General features: G+C 53.0%; 17 protein-coding genes and 1 pseudogene. 4 read left to right on the top strand and 14 right to left on the bottom strand.

The features are described 5' to 3' along the window. Positions 1–220: 220 nt before the first annotated feature. Entirely contained in the window at positions 221–1018 is a 798-nt protein-coding gene (locus tag CGA21_RS00860; protein ID WP_188263350.1) for a hypothetical protein, read from the bottom strand. 7 nt (positions 1019–1025) lie between these two features. After that, positions 1026–1523: a Panacea domain-containing protein gene (locus tag CGA21_RS00855; RefSeq protein ID WP_188263349.1), complete on the bottom strand. Its 498-nt coding sequence runs from the start codon at positions 1521–1523 to the stop codon at positions 1026–1028. 768 nt (positions 1524–2291) lie between these two features. On the opposite strand from CGA21_RS00855, the gene CGA21_RS00850 reads away from it, so the two are divergent. Continuing rightward, the gene (locus CGA21_RS00850; RefSeq protein WP_188263348.1) at positions 2292–2615 is read left to right on the top strand and encodes a hypothetical protein; all 324 of its coding nucleotides are present in this window, start codon (positions 2292–2294) and stop codon (positions 2613–2615) included. A 429-nt stretch (positions 2616–3044) separates the two neighbouring features. Here CGA21_RS00850 and CGA21_RS00845 read toward each other — a convergent pair whose 3' ends face one another. The 3 genes from CGA21_RS00845 to CGA21_RS00835 all read right to left on the bottom strand — a co-directional run bounded on the left by CGA21_RS00845 (position 3045) and on the right by CGA21_RS00835 (position 6907). After that, positions 3045–3953 carry a glycosyltransferase gene (locus tag CGA21_RS00845; protein ID WP_188263347.1) on the bottom strand — a complete coding sequence of 303 codons (909 nt, stop codon included), beginning with the start codon at positions 3951–3953 and terminating at the stop codon, positions 3045–3047. A 916-nt stretch (positions 3954–4869) separates the two neighbouring features. Next, the gene (locus CGA21_RS00840; RefSeq protein ID WP_223193948.1) at positions 4870–6237 is read right to left on the bottom strand and encodes a sensor histidine kinase; all 1368 of its coding nucleotides are present in this window, start codon (positions 6235–6237) and stop codon (positions 4870–4872) included. Beyond that, entirely contained in the window at positions 6215–6907 is a 693-nt protein-coding gene (locus tag CGA21_RS00835) for a response regulator transcription factor (protein ID WP_188263346.1), read from the bottom strand. Before CGA21_RS00835 ends, CGA21_RS00840 begins: the two co-directional genes overlap by 23 nt. Before the next feature lie 147 nt (positions 6908–7054). On the opposite strand from CGA21_RS00835, the gene CGA21_RS00830 reads away from it, so the two are divergent. Continuing rightward, the gene (locus CGA21_RS00830; protein WP_188263345.1) at positions 7055–7762 is read left to right on the top strand and encodes a response regulator transcription factor; all 708 of its coding nucleotides are present in this window, start codon (positions 7055–7057) and stop codon (positions 7760–7762) included. A 288-nt stretch (positions 7763–8050) separates the two neighbouring features. Here CGA21_RS00830 and CGA21_RS00825 read toward each other — a convergent pair whose 3' ends face one another. After that, positions 8051–8254, bottom strand: a complete 204-nt coding sequence (locus tag CGA21_RS00825) for a co-regulatory protein PtrA N-terminal domain-containing protein (protein WP_188263344.1) — start codon at positions 8252–8254, stop codon at positions 8051–8053. 799 nt (positions 8255–9053) lie between these two features. Then, positions 9054–10697 carry a lipid IV(A) 4-amino-4-deoxy-L-arabinosyltransferase gene (gene arnT / locus CGA21_RS00820; RefSeq protein WP_188263343.1) on the bottom strand — a complete coding sequence of 548 codons (1644 nt, stop codon included), beginning with the start codon at positions 10695–10697 and terminating at the stop codon, positions 9054–9056. Positions 10698–10846: 149 nt separating this feature from the next. Between arnT and CGA21_RS00815 the strand changes: the two genes are divergently transcribed. After that, positions 10847–10996 carry a hypothetical protein gene (locus CGA21_RS00815; protein ID WP_188263342.1) on the top strand — a complete coding sequence of 50 codons (150 nt, stop codon included), beginning with the start codon at positions 10847–10849 and terminating at the stop codon, positions 10994–10996. 298 nt (positions 10997–11294) lie between these two features. Here the strand turns inward: CGA21_RS00815 and CGA21_RS00810 are convergent, their stop codons facing one another. From CGA21_RS00810 to CGA21_RS00795, 4 genes are all read right to left on the bottom strand, one after another. Then, entirely contained in the window at positions 11295–12821 is a 1527-nt protein-coding gene (locus CGA21_RS00810; RefSeq protein ID WP_168233669.1) for an IS66-like element ISPpu19 family transposase, read from the bottom strand. A 61-nt stretch (positions 12822–12882) separates the two neighbouring features. Then, entirely contained in the window at positions 12883–13218 is a 336-nt protein-coding gene (gene tnpB, locus CGA21_RS00805; protein ID WP_169885698.1) for an IS66 family insertion sequence element accessory protein TnpB, read from the bottom strand. After that, positions 13215–13538 carry an IS66-like element accessory protein TnpA gene (gene tnpA / locus CGA21_RS00800; RefSeq protein ID WP_188263341.1) on the bottom strand — a complete coding sequence of 108 codons (324 nt, stop codon included), beginning with the start codon at positions 13536–13538 and terminating at the stop codon, positions 13215–13217. Before tnpA ends, tnpB begins: the two co-directional genes overlap by 4 nt. 481 nt (positions 13539–14019) lie before the next feature. Then, a complete protein-coding gene (locus CGA21_RS00795) occupies positions 14020–14706 on the bottom strand; it encodes a histidine phosphatase family protein (RefSeq protein WP_188263340.1) in 687 nt (228 codons plus the stop codon). A 297-nt stretch (positions 14707–15003) separates the two neighbouring features. Here CGA21_RS00795 and CGA21_RS00790 point away from each other — a divergent pair. Further along, positions 15004–15153 (top strand): annotated as a pseudogene (locus tag CGA21_RS00790) (integrase core domain-containing protein); the annotation flags it as partial. Positions 15154–15217: 64 nt separating this feature from the next. Here the strand turns inward: CGA21_RS00790 and CGA21_RS00785 are convergent. From CGA21_RS00785 to CGA21_RS00775, 3 genes are all read right to left on the bottom strand, one after another. After that, positions 15218–16567 carry a sensor histidine kinase gene (locus tag CGA21_RS00785; RefSeq protein ID WP_188263339.1) on the bottom strand — a complete coding sequence of 450 codons (1350 nt, stop codon included), beginning with the start codon at positions 16565–16567 and terminating at the stop codon, positions 15218–15220. Next, positions 16543–17208, bottom strand: coding sequence for a response regulator transcription factor (locus CGA21_RS00780; RefSeq protein WP_188263338.1), 666 nt, complete (start codon positions 17206–17208; stop codon positions 16543–16545). The genes CGA21_RS00785 and CGA21_RS00780 overlap by 25 nt, the downstream gene beginning before the upstream one ends. 97 nt (positions 17209–17305) lie before the next feature. Next, entirely contained in the window at positions 17306–17743 is a 438-nt protein-coding gene (locus tag CGA21_RS00775) for a hypothetical protein (protein ID WP_188263337.1), read from the bottom strand. Between the last annotated feature and the right edge of the window lie 17 nt (positions 17744–17760).

Below are 17760 nucleotides of genomic sequence, written 5' to 3'. Positions count from 1 at the left end.
ACCATGGGCACCGGTGATGCTTCGATCGGGCGTAATTCGCGTAACTACGTTATTACCCTGAAGCGCGTTTCTGCGAGAAAAAGAAATTTAGCAATTGGCCTGAGCAATAAGTTCTTGAATCTTCCCAAGACTATACTTTTGGGTACAGATAAATTATTGCTCAGCAACTTACCAGGATAGGTTAGTCCGTTCTAAATCTGAAAGAGGCTTGTGACCCAGCCTAGGGGTTCGCAGTGACTGAGTCGCCAATGGTCAACAATCCTGTTTCAAAGATGCTCGCTAGCGACTCCGCGTGTCCATTAGCAACCAAATCTTTAGCCCACTCGAGTTGCTGTCGATCAGTCATCTTGATCATCAGAATCTCAAACTGCTCTGCATGCTGTTCGACCTGATTAGCGAGCGCTGTGACCTGTCGGGCCGCCGTGCACTCTGCAACTTTACAATGACCTATGCCTTGCTTGATACCTTCCCTGAGACTCGTAAGCTCGCAACTCAAAGGTCCGCAAGGGTCAACCGCGTAGTCAAAGTTCCTTGATGGTTGCAAATTATGTAGGGGGTCTAGGAGAACGATATTAAATATCCAGTTTTCGTCAAAAAACCCTACGACCCGTCCCTTGGCAGTAGAAATTTGGAACTGATGAAGGGCGAATTCTGGGTTGTCATAGCAATGTTTTGGCAGACTCGGAATTTCCTCTTTCTTGATAGGAATATTCTTTGCTTTCCAATCGATCGGGTGAAACCTCAGGGCATCTCTTACGTTAGCCTCCTTGAATACGCGCTCAATAGTATCCGCTGACAGCTGCTTCAACCGCTCAAGGACCGAGATGAGCCATTTGTTATCGATTCCCTTTCCATCCAAGCCGAAATATTCGAGCTGGCTCCAGTACCGGAGTGAAAAATTCCACAATTGATCCTCTGGCTCTTTTTGCGCCCGAGTGATCTTTTTGATTTCGTTCGATTCGGCAGGATGTGACTGAGCCTGCTTTTGAGCAACTCGTTTTAACGATCCGTTAGCCATATGTTTTTTACTTGGTTTCGGCTTTTAGCAGTTGCGCGTAGAAGTCTTGCATAAGCCCTTCGTCAATTTCGCTCTCACAGCGCTCGTATGGTTTGAGATTGGCGCGAGCCTTTATCCAAGGCGTCTCAATATGAGTCATGTTTTCCAACTGAACTCCCGAATAATCACCATAGGCCTCAAGTATCTCATTGATGTGATCTTTGACATCAGAAGGCAATATGCTGGGGTCAAAGTCGCGGCGGATATCTTGCTGCCCTAGAGAGGAGAACAATGCGTGGGTATCCTTGAATCTGTCATAAACCTGACGACTCACAGGGCCGTGTACCCATGCTTGAAATTTTCCGGAAAATAAAGGGCCACGACCAAACGCCAAGTTCCAAGCTTGAACGTAGTAGAGGAGCTTTTGTAGCTTTAGGGTACTTAAGCTCCCTTCCTCATCGGCAAACTGGCCAATGATGTAGTCCACCACATCATGAATGTTGGTGAGGGCCTTTGATGGCACCATGTTGCTCTCCTGACGCTGAATTTACCCTACGTTCGGGGCTGCGCATGTTCGCACAAATGCTTTTGGTTGACATCACAATAGCTTTGATTTTCTCTCATGCACCGAATCAGATTTGCTAAATTTATGATCAACACTCTATTGGATGGACAGGAAGCTAACGTAACTCTCTCTTTTTGATGACAATCGTCTGGATGACCACCGTGCTGCTGGTGATCCTTTGGATGTCGCAGTGAAGGTCATCTGCCTGCCTCAACCTTTACCCTTGTAGTCACCAGCTTGGATCTGTGCAGCAGCTTCGATACCCGACCAAACCGCAAGCCATCATTACCCCTGATGGCAGGGACCGGGTAGGTGAGTTCGCCGGACGCTTACCCGTGATCCAGGGAAGATGAGGGTTCTCCGACAGACAGTTGAGCATCCTTTCGGAACGCTCAAATATTGGATGGGCGTCACACCTTCTCGTGACGTTTCTTGTCGGCACGCTGGCAAACATCATCGCGGGGTTTCTTGGCGTCGTTGTCGCACGCCACGGTAATGCGCTGGTAATGAGTCTTCTATGCTGAGACAGGGTATGCGTCCGGGCATCCCGTCTTGCGAAATTAAACCGGCTGCCACTTATGCGGAAGCGACTGCTCCATTTCACTCGCCCGCTGCGTCGGCATGGGTTCAGGCAGATTCAGAGGTCTGCCTCAGAGACTTGATACTAGAGAGACCGGCCATGCTGATAGAATTGGAGTAGTTACCCATCACACCCCTCTGAGAAATGGCATGAATGCAGAGTTGACGGAAGAAGAGATGCGCCGGGCACTGTTCGGTGGTGCCGAGCCCCTTGCACCGGTTATTGACGCCCTTGCGCAGGACACCTCGGATGTCGTAATCATCCAGTCGACGGCAAAGAAAAAGAAGGTCACGAAAGCGTTCACGCCTAGGCTGAGGGTCACGCTGCGGGTGGGCAATGAGTTTGAAGGCAAGACGCAAGAGTTGGTCCATGAGGCCGATACATTGAGCACCCTCTTGGCTGAGCAAGAGGCTACTAGGGCGGCCAGGAAGAAATTCAGGTTTGTGGAAGTGGTTTCGGTCAAACCGATGTAGGGGGATTTCCCGAGGCTCGTGGGTCAGTAATCAAGCCATCTTTTATTTCGCGATTAGCCCGAGCGGCTCTCGACGCCGGGCTGATGCGACCGGCTCAAGTCGACCCAAAGCAAACCTCGTTAAACGCCCTACCTGTCTGTCCGGGGGTGTATCATTCGATCGTCACTGCCTGGTCCCCCCATCGTCGAATCTGGGAAACCCGGAGATTTTTCGTGTGTAACCTACGTGGCGCTTATTGATTCAAAATCCAGTTTGCTCCCTCTGATATCAAAGATTTCAGCGCGCCTTGGGTTCGAAAAACCGAATAAACCTGCGACTTCTTTGAAATGCTATTTCCCGTTGGCACCAAATTTTACACTAAAGTGGTGCAAGTTGATTCCGATGTAATGTACGCGCGAGCCTGACGACTACCAAAAAATGATGAATAATTTAACGAGTATGATACTTCCTGAAGTACTCAGCAATGAGCGACCTGAATTTCATTATCGTAGGTCCGCCACGCAGTTTTTGCCCCAACGACCCCCAAGTGCTTTTTGAGAAAGTCGAATGAGCCATCAATGTCTTTTCTTGAGTTATTTGGTTATACATTTTGACTCTTCGGTGATTATCCGAGTAACCACCCATAGCTGAAACAGTTCCGCTCTGAATGTGATCAAGATAGCGAAATATCTTTCGTGGAGATATCAACCCAATCCTGTAGTTTAGTGCCATCATCCTATCTTGCAGTTCATAGCCCGGGTTGCGACCATCCATTTGAAAGTGCAAGCCGTGTTTTTTAATAAGATTAACATTCCATAGCGTGCAGAAGCTCTTTAAGTGAATTTCTCTATATGGCTTAGGCGCCCTTGCTTTAATGCCGAGAGCGAGAGAAATACGTCGAGAGTAGTGCTTGAAAAACCGTGAAGTCACTCGCCAAGCAGAACGACAAATACCTCGATATAGTTGCTCCACGCATCCAACTGCGGCTACATCGCGGTGATCGGAACAATGCTCAATCATCATCGAAAAAACATTAGGGTCGTAGATAAAGGTGTCGGTGTGCAACAGAAATAGATACTCTGTTTCAACTTGCTCTAGAGCAAGGTCAAGTGCTCGGCCATGAGCTATATTCCCTGCTTCCCGCATCGTGTTTTTACGTTCAATTAGGTTGATCCAGTTCAAGGTACGCAAGTAGTCGATGCTAGCATCGTTAGAATCGTTGTCCACCACAAATACGGGAACGTCTTTGCCCTGCAAAGCCTCATACAGAAGATCCAAACAAGTCTTGGTCAACTCGTATGACTTATAGTTAACCAAAACAATGCTGTAAAGCGCCCTGTCCGGAACTGTGCTCGCCATTGTCTGTAAAACCTCAACTTTTAGATGATTTGTCTGACCGATATAATGGAGTTTTCATTCTAATTGATAGCGCATCAGGGATGCTGTAAGCTTCTATTTTTAATTTTCGGCTTGTTATCACGCGGCAGCCACAATCGTGCAATGCCTTCGATACCACAGCGATAAAAGCATCTGCCTGACTTTTAAAAACTTATTAAATACTCTGGCCGGTTAATATCTGCAGTCTGATAATGGCTGTGTTTAGTGTCGTGACATGAATATCAAGCTTGTGGCCATTCTGTACGAGGTGACCTATCACCTTGTTCCCCGTTCGATGAACTTTATGACAGGTTTGCTTCGGATCCAGACCACAGAGTAGCGAAGGCCTAAAACGCCGTCGGTCCCAACAGTCTTTGCACAGCTGCGTGGGAGGTGCCAATGTAGCCGGCCAAGGTTGAGCGTAAGTCTCCGGTAGAGGCATCAGGATCTCTCCGCGGAGCCATGACATGGTAGAGGCCATTGTCGAGCCTCGAAATCAACGGTTGATGGTCGGGCGCATACTCAGCAAAGCGTGTAACAACCCGATCAGTGGCTTTGCTCAGAGTGGTTTCGCGGAATTGACGCAAGACTGATGAACACCTTCGCCTTGCTGGATTAGATTAGAGGGGATGACTCGGCAGTTCGCGAATAACGAAATATCAGACAAATAAAAAACTAAGGGTCGAAAATTAAAGCACTTCAAGCTTATGCTTCCGCTACCTTGTGAGCGCCATGTATTGGATGATCGTAACTGCTCAGGGATTCAATTTGCAGCTCGCATTATCAACGTTTCATTTCATCCTTGATTGTAATCTCTGCTTTTGACAACCCCATCATTATGATTAAAACTTTCCAGGAGCTCCAACTGTCAATGTTATCCACTCTGTAGATTAACAATTCAATCGCTTTGCGTATTACCTATCAAGTCCACTCGGCATCCGGGCTGTGCATCGTGCACCTGCAACGACATGTCGTGAAGACGTGCAACAGCTGAAACCATGCTCAACCCCAAGCCATTTCCTGGCGTATGACGGCTAGATTCGGAACGATAAAGTCGTCGAAAAACTGCTTCACGCTCCGACTCAGGTATTCCGGGGCCGCTGTCGCGGATACTGATTCCGCAGTGGGAGGAACCCGATATCACCGTTACTTCAACATTGCTACCATCTGGTGAAAATTTAATTGCGTTATCGAGTAGGTTACATGTTGCATCAAATAACAACTGTGAGTCACCCAACATAGTAGCGGCGCTGCCGCATGGCGTAAACTCTAAGGTCATGCCGCGCTCCTCGGCTAAAGGCTCAAAAAGCTCAACCGCATCTGCACAAATTCTATTGAGGTCAACGGCGGTAAAATTGCTGCGCCTAGCGCTACCTTCTATTTCTGAGATCCGTAGCAGGGCACGGAAGGTTTGCATCAATCCCTTAGCATCGTCTATTGCTGCATCAATGGCGCGAACATACTCTTTCTGCGTCAAGTTTCGCCGCTGGGCACGTTCCAACCCAGCTATCAAACGAGTGAGTGGAGTTCGTAAATCGTGAGCTATATCATCACAGACACCTTTTACTTCACTCATTAATCGCTCAAGTGCATCCAGCATGCCATTGACTACTCCGGCAATACGATCGATATCGTCGTTGTTACCTCGGGTAGGTAATCGTCCGCTGAGGTCTCCCTCCACGATCTTTTTTATCGAGCGGCTTAGGATGTCCAAACGCCGTCGAGCAGAGATACCTAAAGCAATTGCTCCCAATAACCCAACCACCAGTAGCAGTGAGCCACCTGAAATTAGAGCATTTACCAAAAGTTCATCGAACTCACGGATATCGTGAATATCCTGGCCAATGAGCAGAGTATTACCATCATCTAGTCGATGAATAAGATAGCGGACAGGCCGATCATGACCGTTGGGTTTATCCCATATAAACTCTGCAGGTCTGTCATACGCCCTGAAGACAGGCAATGTTTGTAACGCACCTGCAATCGCCTTACCTTCTGAGTCGAATAGGGTGTAGGGGAGCCGACCTTCTAGATCCTGTTCGGTATGTTTGAGTATCTCCAGTTGGCGCAGTACAGGCGGCTGGTTGTTCTGGCGATCAACCTCTCGATGTAATGCTGTATCTACCTCGGAAATAAGATATCCCGTGGTCTGCCAATAGATGTAGCCGAATAGAGCAAAAAAAGAACAACCGAACAACGTCAAGAACATGAGCGCTGTTCGAAAGCTGATGGTGCGGGGGATTTCACTCAGGCGAACGTAGGACATAACCAGCCCCCCGAATGGTCTGGAGCATCGGTGCGTCACCCTCACCGTCGATCTTGTGACGGAGACGTCCAATATGGACATCGATCACATTTGTGCGTTCGTCATAATTATAATTCCAGACTGCTTCGAACAGCATGGTGCGCGTGACTACTTGCCCAGCATGTTGCGCCAGATACTCCAGTAGCGCATATTCGCGTGGTAACAGTTCGACTTGCCTTTCGCCTCTGCGTACGGAGCGGCGTAACAGGTCAATCTCCAGATTGCCGATGCGCAATCGACTGTCACGGTTTGCTGCAGCTGGAGGCGTGCGTCGGCGACTTAACGCGTCTAAACGAGCCGTCAGTTCGATGAACTCGAACGGCTTCGTAAGGTAATCATCACCTCCTGCGCGAAGACCTCGAACTCGCTCATCTAAGGCACTCAGCGCACTTAGAATCAAAACGGGGGTGGTGATGCCGGAGGCGCGCAAGGCGGTTAACAAGCCCAGGCCGTCAAGGGCGCCGGGGAGCATACGATCCAGAACGATGATGTCAAAGGTATCGCTGATGGCAATCAGCAAGCCTTCACGGCCATTATCAACCAGCGTCACATCGAAACCATGGTCGTGAAGGGCGGCCTCGATCTCCCGTGAGGTGACAGGATCATCCTCGATAACCAATACATGGGTCATAGGCGTTGTGCTGAGCTCCGGGTGTGAGAGTTTTAGGCAAGGCGTAAATGAGGACACCTTGTTAGTGACGCAGTGTGCCAAGTCAATCTATACACTGGGGTTCCGGAAAAATGAAAAAAAATTTAGTTAAATTTGTGCGAGGTACATGTGCGCATTTTAGTCATTGAGGATGATGCTCGTAGTGCTTCTTACCTGGTAAGAGGGCTCAGTGAAAGCGGACATGTCGTCGATACCGCCGAAGATGGCCGCGACGGCCTCGCTATGGCACTTGAAGGTATCTACGATGCTTTGATTGTTGACCGGTGTCTACCAGGAATGGACGGTTTGTCTGTGGTGAGAGAGTTACGTCGGGAAAAGATGCCGACTCCTATATTGATGCTCAGCGCTTTAGCTTCTACCCAGCAACGTGTTGAGGGGCTTCAGGCTGGCTGTGACGATTATTTGATAAAGCCCTACGCTTTCGTTGAGGTGCTGGCTCGGCTGGATGCCTTGCTGCGTCCACGTAATCAGCTAGCTGGTGCGGCGGGCACGTTATGTGTTGGCGATCTGTCTCTCGACTGCGCGGCTCGCTCAGTGACACGAATGGGGCGAACTATCTCCCTTGCTCACCGTGAAACCTTAATTTTAGAAAAACTCATGCGACATTATGGTGAGGTTGTTACACGGTTGATGTTACTTGAGAGTGCGTGGGACTATGAGTTCGATCCCAATGACAACGTTATCGATAAACATATTTATCGCCTGCGTCGCAAATTAGATGAAGGATTTGGTGTGAGCTTGATTGCTACAATTCCTGGCGCTGGCTATTGCCTCAGCGTAGCGGGAAATTTGCCGGAAGCACCTACCGAGTCATAAGCGGAGCCGGGCTTTTAGAAGTCCTGCAGTTTTTAAGGCGATTAGATGGTGAAATGCGAGCGTAACTTAAAGTACCTTTATGCCCTCCATCTACTCGGGTTGTCGGTGTACCCCGCATCCCGAGTGAGTGATTTGACTATTTTTACAGAATGAGCCCCACTGCAATACTGCGAGTAAGCGACTCTGTTGGTGCGTCCTTGCGGCAGTTTTTCCGGCTGCATTTCATGGCACTTAAAGCGCATGAATAAGTAGCCGGCTGCTAAAAAATCTGATGATTGGAGCGTCCTATCAATTCGAATGTGCGACATCGTTGGACGCCGCTTTCTGATTGCTGGCAACAGCGGTCGCGTGTTCAGACTGTTGGTACGTTGCCATGGCGGACTCTCTTGCTGCATCCATCCTTGCCATTACCGCATCACCTCCGCCTTCTGCCATCGCAGCTACAGACGCACTCATCAAGGTCATGATCAAAAGAGCTTTCAGGGTTTTCATGGGAGATCTCCAGTATTTGGGCTTTAGCCATCACAATGTTTGCTGGCTTGGACTAATACTAAAGCGGGCTGTATTTCACTCAGTTCCCCGTAGAATGAATTTTTTGACAGGTGGGTATGAGACCAAAATGGCTGCCAACTGCAATTCCTACTGGAGAAATTCTCAGGCGAAGGATGGACGCATACACAGGATTTAGGCTGGCCCCTACCCAATTCCAAACGTCCATCGTTTGTGTCAATGAAAACAATGCGAGGATGATCCGGCTTTTTGCTCAAGGCCCGATTCATTTGCCTGTTGGTTTTCATCCGCGCGCCCTCTCGTCGCTTGGCCTCAACTGCGTAGATCGCTCCAGACTTAGCGTCCGTAGCAATGAACTCAACATGGGTAGTACGTCTGTCAGTTTCGTCTTGGGGCTGCAAGCTGAATCCTGCCCGAAGCAGGGCGGCGGCGACTCGCACCTCATACAACGCGCCATTGGTGTTATCTCCGTGGGTAAAAACAGGATTTAGTGCGAGCCCGCGCGGAGGGTAGAGTTTTCGGCAAGGGGCACAAACTTACCGGTGCGGCCATCGAACGCTTGGATACAGCCGCTTTGAAAATTGGAAGTAAATGCAACTACACGAAAAAAGATGCAACTGGAGTGCTGTCCCCCTCCTCACGAGTGCAACGTTGCCGTCGCTGTTTCCACGCACCGTGATCCATAACGAACAGGAAAACACTGTATGCACTTGGGGTGCATTGGAAATTCCATGCCTTTACAGGACGATTCTCTCGATGCGTGAAAAGTCGCCTGATAACGCTAGCGAGTGATCACAATCAGGAGGTTGTTCTCTCGAAACACCTTCGCTCCATCGGGAAGCCAAGACGGAAGCTGGTCGCCAGCCTTGTCAGGCGCTTTCAGCACAATCCCAACGGGTCCCAGCTTCATCTGCTGACTTAGCCAGTCACCAACGTCTTTCGACAGGACGCGTCGATCTTGTGCATCCGCGTACCCAAGGCCGTAGCGCAACTCTCCATCGACATCTAGCAGGGTCACGTCACTGCGGTTCAGACGCCATGCCAGCGCCGAAGCGGCGCCCAGGTCGTTGCTCAGCAGGCTGCGCGCGCCCTGCAGCGGGTCCAGGTGCTGGGCGATGAACTGGTCGGGCATCTTGTTATCGACGATGGTCTGCGGCATGGATGCCGGCAGCACCGCGATCAGAACCCAGATCGCCAGGGCCGGCGCGTACCACTGCTGGCTGGCGCGCTTCCACTGGACCGCACCGCACAGCGCCCAGATCAAGCAGACCAGCGCCGCGCTGGCCAAGCGCGCGGGGTGGCCGGAAAACACTGGGTGAGTCAGTTCGAGGCCGATCAGCCCCAGCAGCGACAACCCGCCTAGAGTCAGGTTGAGCAGCCCGTTACCGCGAAGCAGGCGCAGGTCCTGCTGGCGCAGCTTGTCCACCAGGGTGTTGGCCATGAGCAGCGCGAGCGGCGCGAAGCACGGCAGGATGTAGGTCGGCAGCTTGCCCTTGCTCAGGCTGAAGAACAGGAATGGCAGAGCGAACCAGAGCGCGAGAAACCCAGTATGGCGCTCGCGCCGCTCGGCCCAGGTGCGCTTGAGCGCGGGCACCACCAACAGCGTCCAGGGCAAGCTGCCGGCAAGCAGGATGGGGACGAAGAACCAGAACGGCGCCGCGTGCTGCGCATGGTTGCTGGTGAAGCGGCGGATGTGCTCGTTCCAGAAGAAAAAGTTCCAGAAGTCCGGCTCCCGCTGATTGACCGCCAGCACCCAGGGCAGACTGATCAGCACCGCGACAAGCACCGCCAGCGGCCCGCCCTTGAGCAGTTCCCGCCAGCGCCCGTGAAGAATGGCGTAAGGCGCCACCACGATCACCGGCAGTAACCAGGCGAGGAAGCCCTTGGTCATGAATCCGATGGCACAGGCCGCGCCGAGCAGAGCCCAACCTAGCCAGCGCTCTCGCGCGCTGCGGCCTTCCATGCCGAGCCAGGCCGAGGCCAGGCTGAGGGTGGTCCAAAGCGCCAGTTGCGGGTCGATGTTGGAGTACCCGGCCTGCCCGGCGGCGAGGCCGAAGGTCATGTACAGCAGGCAAGCGGTCCAGGTCTTGAGCGGGTCGCTCCACAGCCGGCGGGTCAGCAGGAACACCAGCAGCACGGTGGCGCCGGTGGTCAGCGCCGAGGCTATGCGCGCACCGAACAGGTTGTCGCCGAATAGCGCCTGGCCGATCGCGATCAGCCAATAGCCGCCAATGGGTTTCTCGAAGTAACGCAGCCCCATGAAGTGCGGCGCCACCCAGTTGCCACTGTTCAGCAGCTCCTGGGCCGCCTGCGCGTAGCGCGTTTCATCCGGCACCCAGAGGCCGTGGAAGCCCAGAGGCAGAACGAAGAACAGGACGAAGGCTATGAACAGCGCCGGATAGGCCAGTGCGGGCAGCGTCACCATCCCGGCTGGCCTCGTGACTGCTGCGGGGGGTGTTATCGAGGAGGTCGAAGACATGCGGTGGATTTCCTTAAAGTGCTGTGCCGGTGAACAAACGGAGTGGCACGTTGGAACTGGCGCAATTCGGATGGGGCAAGTCTAGGGAAGTACGCATGAGAGCGCTGCTGGTCGAAGACACCTCTCTGCTGGGCAAGACCGTGCAACGCAGCTTGCAGGAAGCCGGCTGGATCGTCGATCTGGCGATAGACGGCGATGTCGCGCTCACCTCGAGTACTTTGTTGAGCCATCCGGCTTTTTCGTGATCCATGTGTGGGTATCTTCTCCTGAGGTGAGCTGCACTGAACTTGCGCAGAGGAAAAGATACATAGCGAAACTTAGCTGAGACTGAGGGACTGTTATGAAATTGCCACATTTCCTTTGCCGAGTAGATCGTTGCGCTGCACGTTGGCGCTTACGTCATGCACATCAATCCTGCGCCAGTTGACCAGCAGAGCAGCCGGGTGTTTTGCCTGATAGGACTTGCCGCAGAGCAAGTCCCTGCCCCGGTTTCGCTTATTGGGTCGACTAACCGTATGCGTCCGGGCATCACGTCTTGCGTGATTAAACCGGCTGCCACTTATGCGGAAGCAACTGCTCAATTTCACTCGCCCGCTGCGTCGGCAGGCGCGTGAGAACATCCTTTAGATAGGCGTACGGATCATGGCCATTCAGCCGCGCTGACTGGATCAAACTCATGATCGCCGCAGCCCGTTTTCCGCTGCGTAGCGACCCGGCGAAGAGCCAGTTCTTGCGCCCAAGAGCCCATGGCCGGATCTGGTTCTCCGCCCAATTATTATCAATGGGAACCGCCCCATCATCGAGGTAGCGCGACAGCGCTGCCCAGCGTTTGAGGCTGTAATCGAGTGCTCTGCTGATAGCCGACCCTTCGGGCACAACATCACGCTGCGCGATCATCCAGGCATGCAACCTATCCATCACCGGTACGGCTTTTTCTTGCCGTATTCGGCGCCGTAAATTCGGCTCCAGGTCGCGCACTTCGCTCTCGACTTCGTACAACAGCTGGATGTAGCGCAGGGCCTGCTCGGCGATCTGGCTCTTGTTGGTTGCGTGCAACTCGAAGAACTTGCGCCGGGCATGGGCCATGCAGCCGATCTCGGTCACGCCGAGTTCGAAGCTGGCCTTGTAACCGCCAAAATCATCGCAGACCAACTTGCCTTTCCAGCCTTGCAGGAAGTTACGAGCATGCTCGCCGGCGCGGCTGGGGCTGAAGTCGTAGACGACAGCGGCTGTCTCGCAGAACTGGCTGGTGGCGTACGCCCAAACATAAGAACGGTGAGTTTTTTTCGAGCCTGGAGCAAGCATTTGCACGGGTGTTTCATCCGCGTGCATGACCTGTTGCCCGATCACTACGTCCCGCAAGGCATCGACCAGGGGCTGCAACTGCACGCCTGTCATGCCAACCCACTGAGCCAACGTGGAGCGTGGAATCGCCAAGCCGGCACGACCAAAAATCGATTCCTGACGGTAAAGCGGAAGATGGTCAGCGAACTTCGCAATCATGACGTGAGCAAGTAACCCGGCCGTCGGGATGCCCTTGTCGATGACCTGCGCCGGCACCGGCGCCTGGATCAGCGTTTCGCAGTCATCGCAAACCCACTTGCCACGAACATGGCGCTCAACGGTAAACACGCCCGGCGTGTAGTCCAGCTTTTCACTGACATCTTCACCGATGCGCTTCAGTGCGCAGCCGCATGGGCAGTGAGTGTTGTCCGGCTCGTGATGGATCAACGTGCGTGGGAATTCTGCCGGCAATGCCGTGCGCTTGGGCTTTTGCTTTTCCTCGGTCGCCGCTGGTGCTATTTGCAACGCCTGAAGCTCGGCCTCAATCGCCGCGATATCAGTATCGATCAGGTCATCAAGCAGGCTGGCCTGATCAGGACTCATCTGCTCGCTGCGCTTGGCAAACTTCAAACGCTTGAGCTGTGCGATCTCGTGGGTCAGCTTCTCGATCACCGTTTGATCGCGGTTGATCTTCTTGCCCATGGTCTCGACTTGCGACAGCAATTGCGCAGCGAATGCACGCAGTTGGTCGGGAGTCATTTGATCGAGATTAGGCGAGGAAGTCATGCCTTGGATTTTACCAAAGCAGACCGTCTGCGACAGCAAACCAAGATGCTAATTACAGTTTCTAAAGCACCGTGATTGCACCGCCAGCGCCAACCCGTTGCCAAGGTAGGCCAAGCAACATGGCCTGAAGTTGCTCTGTATCCAACTGCAATTCACTGCCTTGCCGAACACCTGGCCAATGGAATTTACCTTGGTTCAAGCGACGTGCCGCCAGCCAGACGCCAATCCCATCGTGTACCAGCACTTTGACCCGAGTCGCGCGGCGATTGGCAAACAGATAGGCGCAGTGCGGCTTCGCCGCACCGAACACCGCGATCACTCTGGCCAGCGCCGTTTCAGTTCCGGCGCGCATGTCCATGGGCTCGGTGGCAAGCCAGATGGCGTCGATGCGGATCATCGCAAAAGGTCTCGAAGGAATGCGGCACAGGCAGCAGCATTATCGGTTGGCCAGTTCACTTTGACGGTGCCGCGCGAGTGCAGAATCTCAATGCTGATATTCGCTGAGGATCCGTGGGCTGTTTCGTGTATAGGCAACGGGATGAATGCAGGTTGGAGGGCCGTGCTTTTCTGCGCTTGCACCCGAATCCATTTGTGGACGAGGTTCGCGTTGAGGCTATGGCTGAGGGCAACGCTGGCAATCGAAGCGCCGGGTTGGACACACTCTTGAATGACCCGGGCCTTGAAGGATTTGGAATACGAACGGCGTGTCGGCTGCATGAAATACCCGCTTAAAAGGCTAGAACTGGTGTCCACTTAAATTTAAGTGCACACCATGTCCTGGCTTTGCGGGGTCGGGTAGATGACTTGGCCGGACGCATACGACTAACCTGTTGCCAGGTTTAGAGATCGGTGCGGCTGAAACCCACAATGACAGCTCACAGAAACCTCCCGTTGAATAACTAGGGGGCGAGCGCTGAAATGACAATTAGAGAGGGCGTCGACCGAATGACCTGCTGCCATGTCAGAGCGACGGGTGGCAATTGTCCCAAGAATGAGGACGAGATCAGGCTAATTGACTGAAGACAGGAAAAATGAGTTCCTTGGGAAGGCACCCCACCTCTTTTAGCTCTCCCAATAGTGGTAACGGCGCGAGTGACACGACCCCTAGTGGATGCTTCCTTTAGTCTATCTTATGGGTGAAGCGGGCATTAGTGGATTTCAGACGAGCCCGCGATAGTTCTCTGCGTGGCGTGCCACATCATTTCGACGATTCGCCCATCACTGTCTTCCACTGTGTAAAACCCAGAGAACCCAGGATCCTCGGCGCATTAGCACCATTGGCAGCTATGAAAAATGCCTCGGCGTAATCGCTAGATCGCTGACCTGCAGGCACCCGCATCGTACGTTCGAAGTGATCGATGCAACCGCTGTGAGTGATCAGCACCAGGTTTTCCCTGGGTTTCTTGTAAGCCATCGCGGCATTCCTGAAGCCTGCGTCGCACTTGCCAACCCACTTCTGTGAAGTCGCGGTATTGCCCGCGATGAGATCGGCTGTCTGCTGGGTACGCGTCTTCGGGCTGGAGATGAGGGTAGCGTTATCTAGACCTAACTTCTGCAAACCCTTAGCGACAGCCAACGCCTGCTGCTGGCCGTTGACAGTGATGCCGTTGGGGGGCCCGAAGCAGGGATTGCTTGAACGATCACAGCGCTCGGCATGCCTAACCATCACGATAACATTACCCTCCATCCACTGTTCGTTAAGGCCGGACTGTACAAAGTTATTTCCATCACCAAGATCCGGCACGCGGGGGGCAAGGAAATACCATGTAGCAGCAGTCAATGCGGCAATGGCGGCTAAGCCAAATGCGATATTTTTCCTGCTCAAGCGCACGGTACGATTGTTCACTTTGCCTGCTGAAGCATCACCCATCCGGATGTTAGCCATATCATCACTCCTGCAAAGGTAGGAACAGTGGTACTAGTCAAGGGCTCGCCTTGTAGCGGTACCATAGATAGCGCGGAAATGTAGAGGTGACGGTGTATTAGAACGGTGAAAGCAACGTGAAAAAACAGAAATATGCGTCACGCTTTGGGGCGACCAGAGTCAAGCATTCAGAACTTCCTACTCGACACTGCACACGACGAACTCTTGCAAAAGGCCATCTGCACCAACGTCCCCAGCCTCTCTGCCATCCTCCCCCAATGAACGAGCCCCATGAAAGACAGGACACCGTTTCCCCCTTACGTGGCGCACATGCCCAAGCCGGATCGGGAAACGGCGCTGCGTAACCTGGCGATTGCCTTCGAACACTACAATGAGCAGCATCCGCACAGCGCTTTGAAATATCGGTCGCCGAGGGAGTTTAGGCGCTTGGCAGCAGCATCAATTTAACGGGGAGTTGGTGTCCGGTTTGGTAGGGGCAAGTCCACTCATGAAAGTATCAATAATTTTAGAACTAATGCCTTTTTAGCCAGATAGAAACACGTAACCCGCTCTGCTTCACCTCATCTGAAAAGCTCAATTGGATGCGTGCTCCGGTACGATCTGCAATCGCCGTAACGATGGATAAACCCAGCCCAGAACCCGTTTCGTCGGTTCCTAAACTGCGGTAAAACGGGTCAAACACTAGAGATTGTTCTGCAACGCTGATACCCGGCCCCGAATCCTTGATCTCGATAATTACTGTCTCCTGCTCCAATCTGACCTTTAGGTCGACACGGCCACCAGGAGGGGTATAGCGAATGGCATTGTCGACGAGGTTCTTGAGGAGGATGGACAAATCCATTTCATTGATGATGACCTGAACATCCACAAGACTTTCAACACCAATATCAATGTCCTTGTGCTCTGCCAACGGCATCAAGTCCTCCAGCACCCGGCGAAAAACTTCATGTATTGACACTGATGCTTGTGGTCGCTCGGTAATCGATTGTGCGGATGCCAAGGCCAGTAGTTGTTCGATCAGCTTTCTGCTGCGCTCGATCCCCTGAGCCAATGGCAAAAAGCGTTCTTGGGTGGAGGCCGACATTTCCGTAGACTTCAATCGCTCCGCTTGCAGTGATAGAGCAGTCATTGGAGATCGCAACTCATGGGCAGCGTCGGCAATGAAACGACGCTGTGCTTCCATGGCCTGCTCGACGCGCTTGAGCAGTCGATTGATAGCCACGACGAAAGGCCGGATCTCTACCGGCAGGTGACTCTCGTTAATAGGATGCAAAGCTTGATTATCACGCTGATCGATTTCGGCCGAAAGCGTCGCAATCGGACGGAACAGCTTGCGTACCAAATCACCCACCACTAATAGCAGCACCGGAAGGAGAATGAGGAAGGGCAAAAGACTGCGCCAAGCGCTTTCGCGCGCGCCCTTATCGCGGACGTCTGCTTCTTGAGCAACCACGATACGCCTGCCTTCTGTAGTCGTTCTGGCCAAGACTCGAAACTTTTCGCCAGTGATTATCAAAGTCGATAAACCATCGGCCAGCGTTATGGGAAAGGGCAAGGGTATGGCCGCGTCGTTATTGCCGGTCGCGTGCTCGCTATCGGCCAGGTATTGCACGATGACCCTAGATTCTTCATCGTCGCCAAAAATCAGTTCTCCACTGGGATACTGCAGCGTCATATGCTGCCGATCAAACAGTGCTGCGACTTGGCGCAGGGCGTCGTCCTGCATTTCGTGCGCCTCATCGAATGCGGAGACGAAAGCGAACACACCGGCCAGTAATGCGACGATCAGGATGGCCAGCGACAATGTTATAGAAAGCCTTAACTGGACCGAGTCCCTCAAGCGCCTTTTGAAACCATCCATCCCATACCCCTGATGTTTTTGATGACATGGTTCCCCAGCTTTCGTCGCAATGCATGGATCAGAAATTCCACTGCATTGCTTTCCACTTCGTTGCCCCAGCCGTAAATACGGTCCTCAAGTTCGCTACGCGACAGAATGGAGCCAGGCCTTATCAGCAGTGCTTGCAAAAGGGCGAATTCTCGACTGGAGAGTTGGACGTCAGTTGTTTCGGCGGTGGTGGCCTGCTTGGAGACGAGATTTAACGATACCTCTCCGTTATCCAGCACCGATTGGGCGTTACCGCCGCGACGGCGCAATACAGCGCGCATGCGCGCCAGCAACTCTGCCATCGGGAAGGGTTTGAGCAAAAAGTCGTCAGCGCCGCCATCGAGGCCACGCAAGCGATCGTCGAGTTCATCCCGTGCGGTGATAATGATCAATGGAACCGGGTTGTTACGAGCGCGAATGACATCAAGCACGTCGAGCCCGTCTTTGCCGGGAAGTCCGAGGTCGAGTAATACAAGGTCATAGCTTTGGGTATCCAGGGCCGCCAAGGCGGTTATGCCGTGTTTCACCCAATCGGTGGCGTAGCTCGCATCGTTCAGCACGGCCTGGATGGCATCACCAATCATCAGGTCATCTTCAACAAGCAGAATCCGCATGCTTCGCTCCGATAAGTAAAGGCGCGAGAGTCATGACTGTCGCGCTTGTATTGAAGCATCTGAACCGGGGATTGTCCGCCACCGATTCCATGCCTCATTACTTTTTGCCCTTCATCGAATCAAAGGCTTTGAGCAAATCATCCATGGCCGCCTTACATTCGTTTTGCTTCGACGAACTGGCTCGAAGGGCGTCGAGCGCCCGATCTATGGCCTTGTCTAGTACATGCCAGTCGGTGGCCGCGCGGGGTTTGATGCCTGCTTCGGCGGAATCCCAAGAGGTCTCCAAATCTTTGATGCGGGCCTTGGCGCCGGGCAGGTCGTTTTTCTCGACGAGCGCGGTAACGTCGGCGGCGATTGCCTGGAACTCGCTCAGGTCACCCAGCTTTGAGCCAGACTGAGCAGGCGCGCTCATCGACGTAGTTGGAGTGCCGGCGCCGGGTTTTTCGGCAGGTTTCGAGCAGCCGGCCATGCTGCCGAGCAGCACAAGAGACGAGATGATCGCTGCGTAGCGAAGAGCCGTTTGAAAGGAGTGCATGTTGATTCCTTTGATAA

Source organism: Pseudomonas sp. PSB11, assembly GCF_014596605.1.
Classification (GTDB): domain Bacteria; phylum Pseudomonadota; class Gammaproteobacteria; order Pseudomonadales; family Pseudomonadaceae; genus Aquipseudomonas; species Aquipseudomonas umsongensis.
Note: the sequence above shows the minus strand (reverse complement) of the source record. Positions and strands in the feature narration are given on the sequence as shown.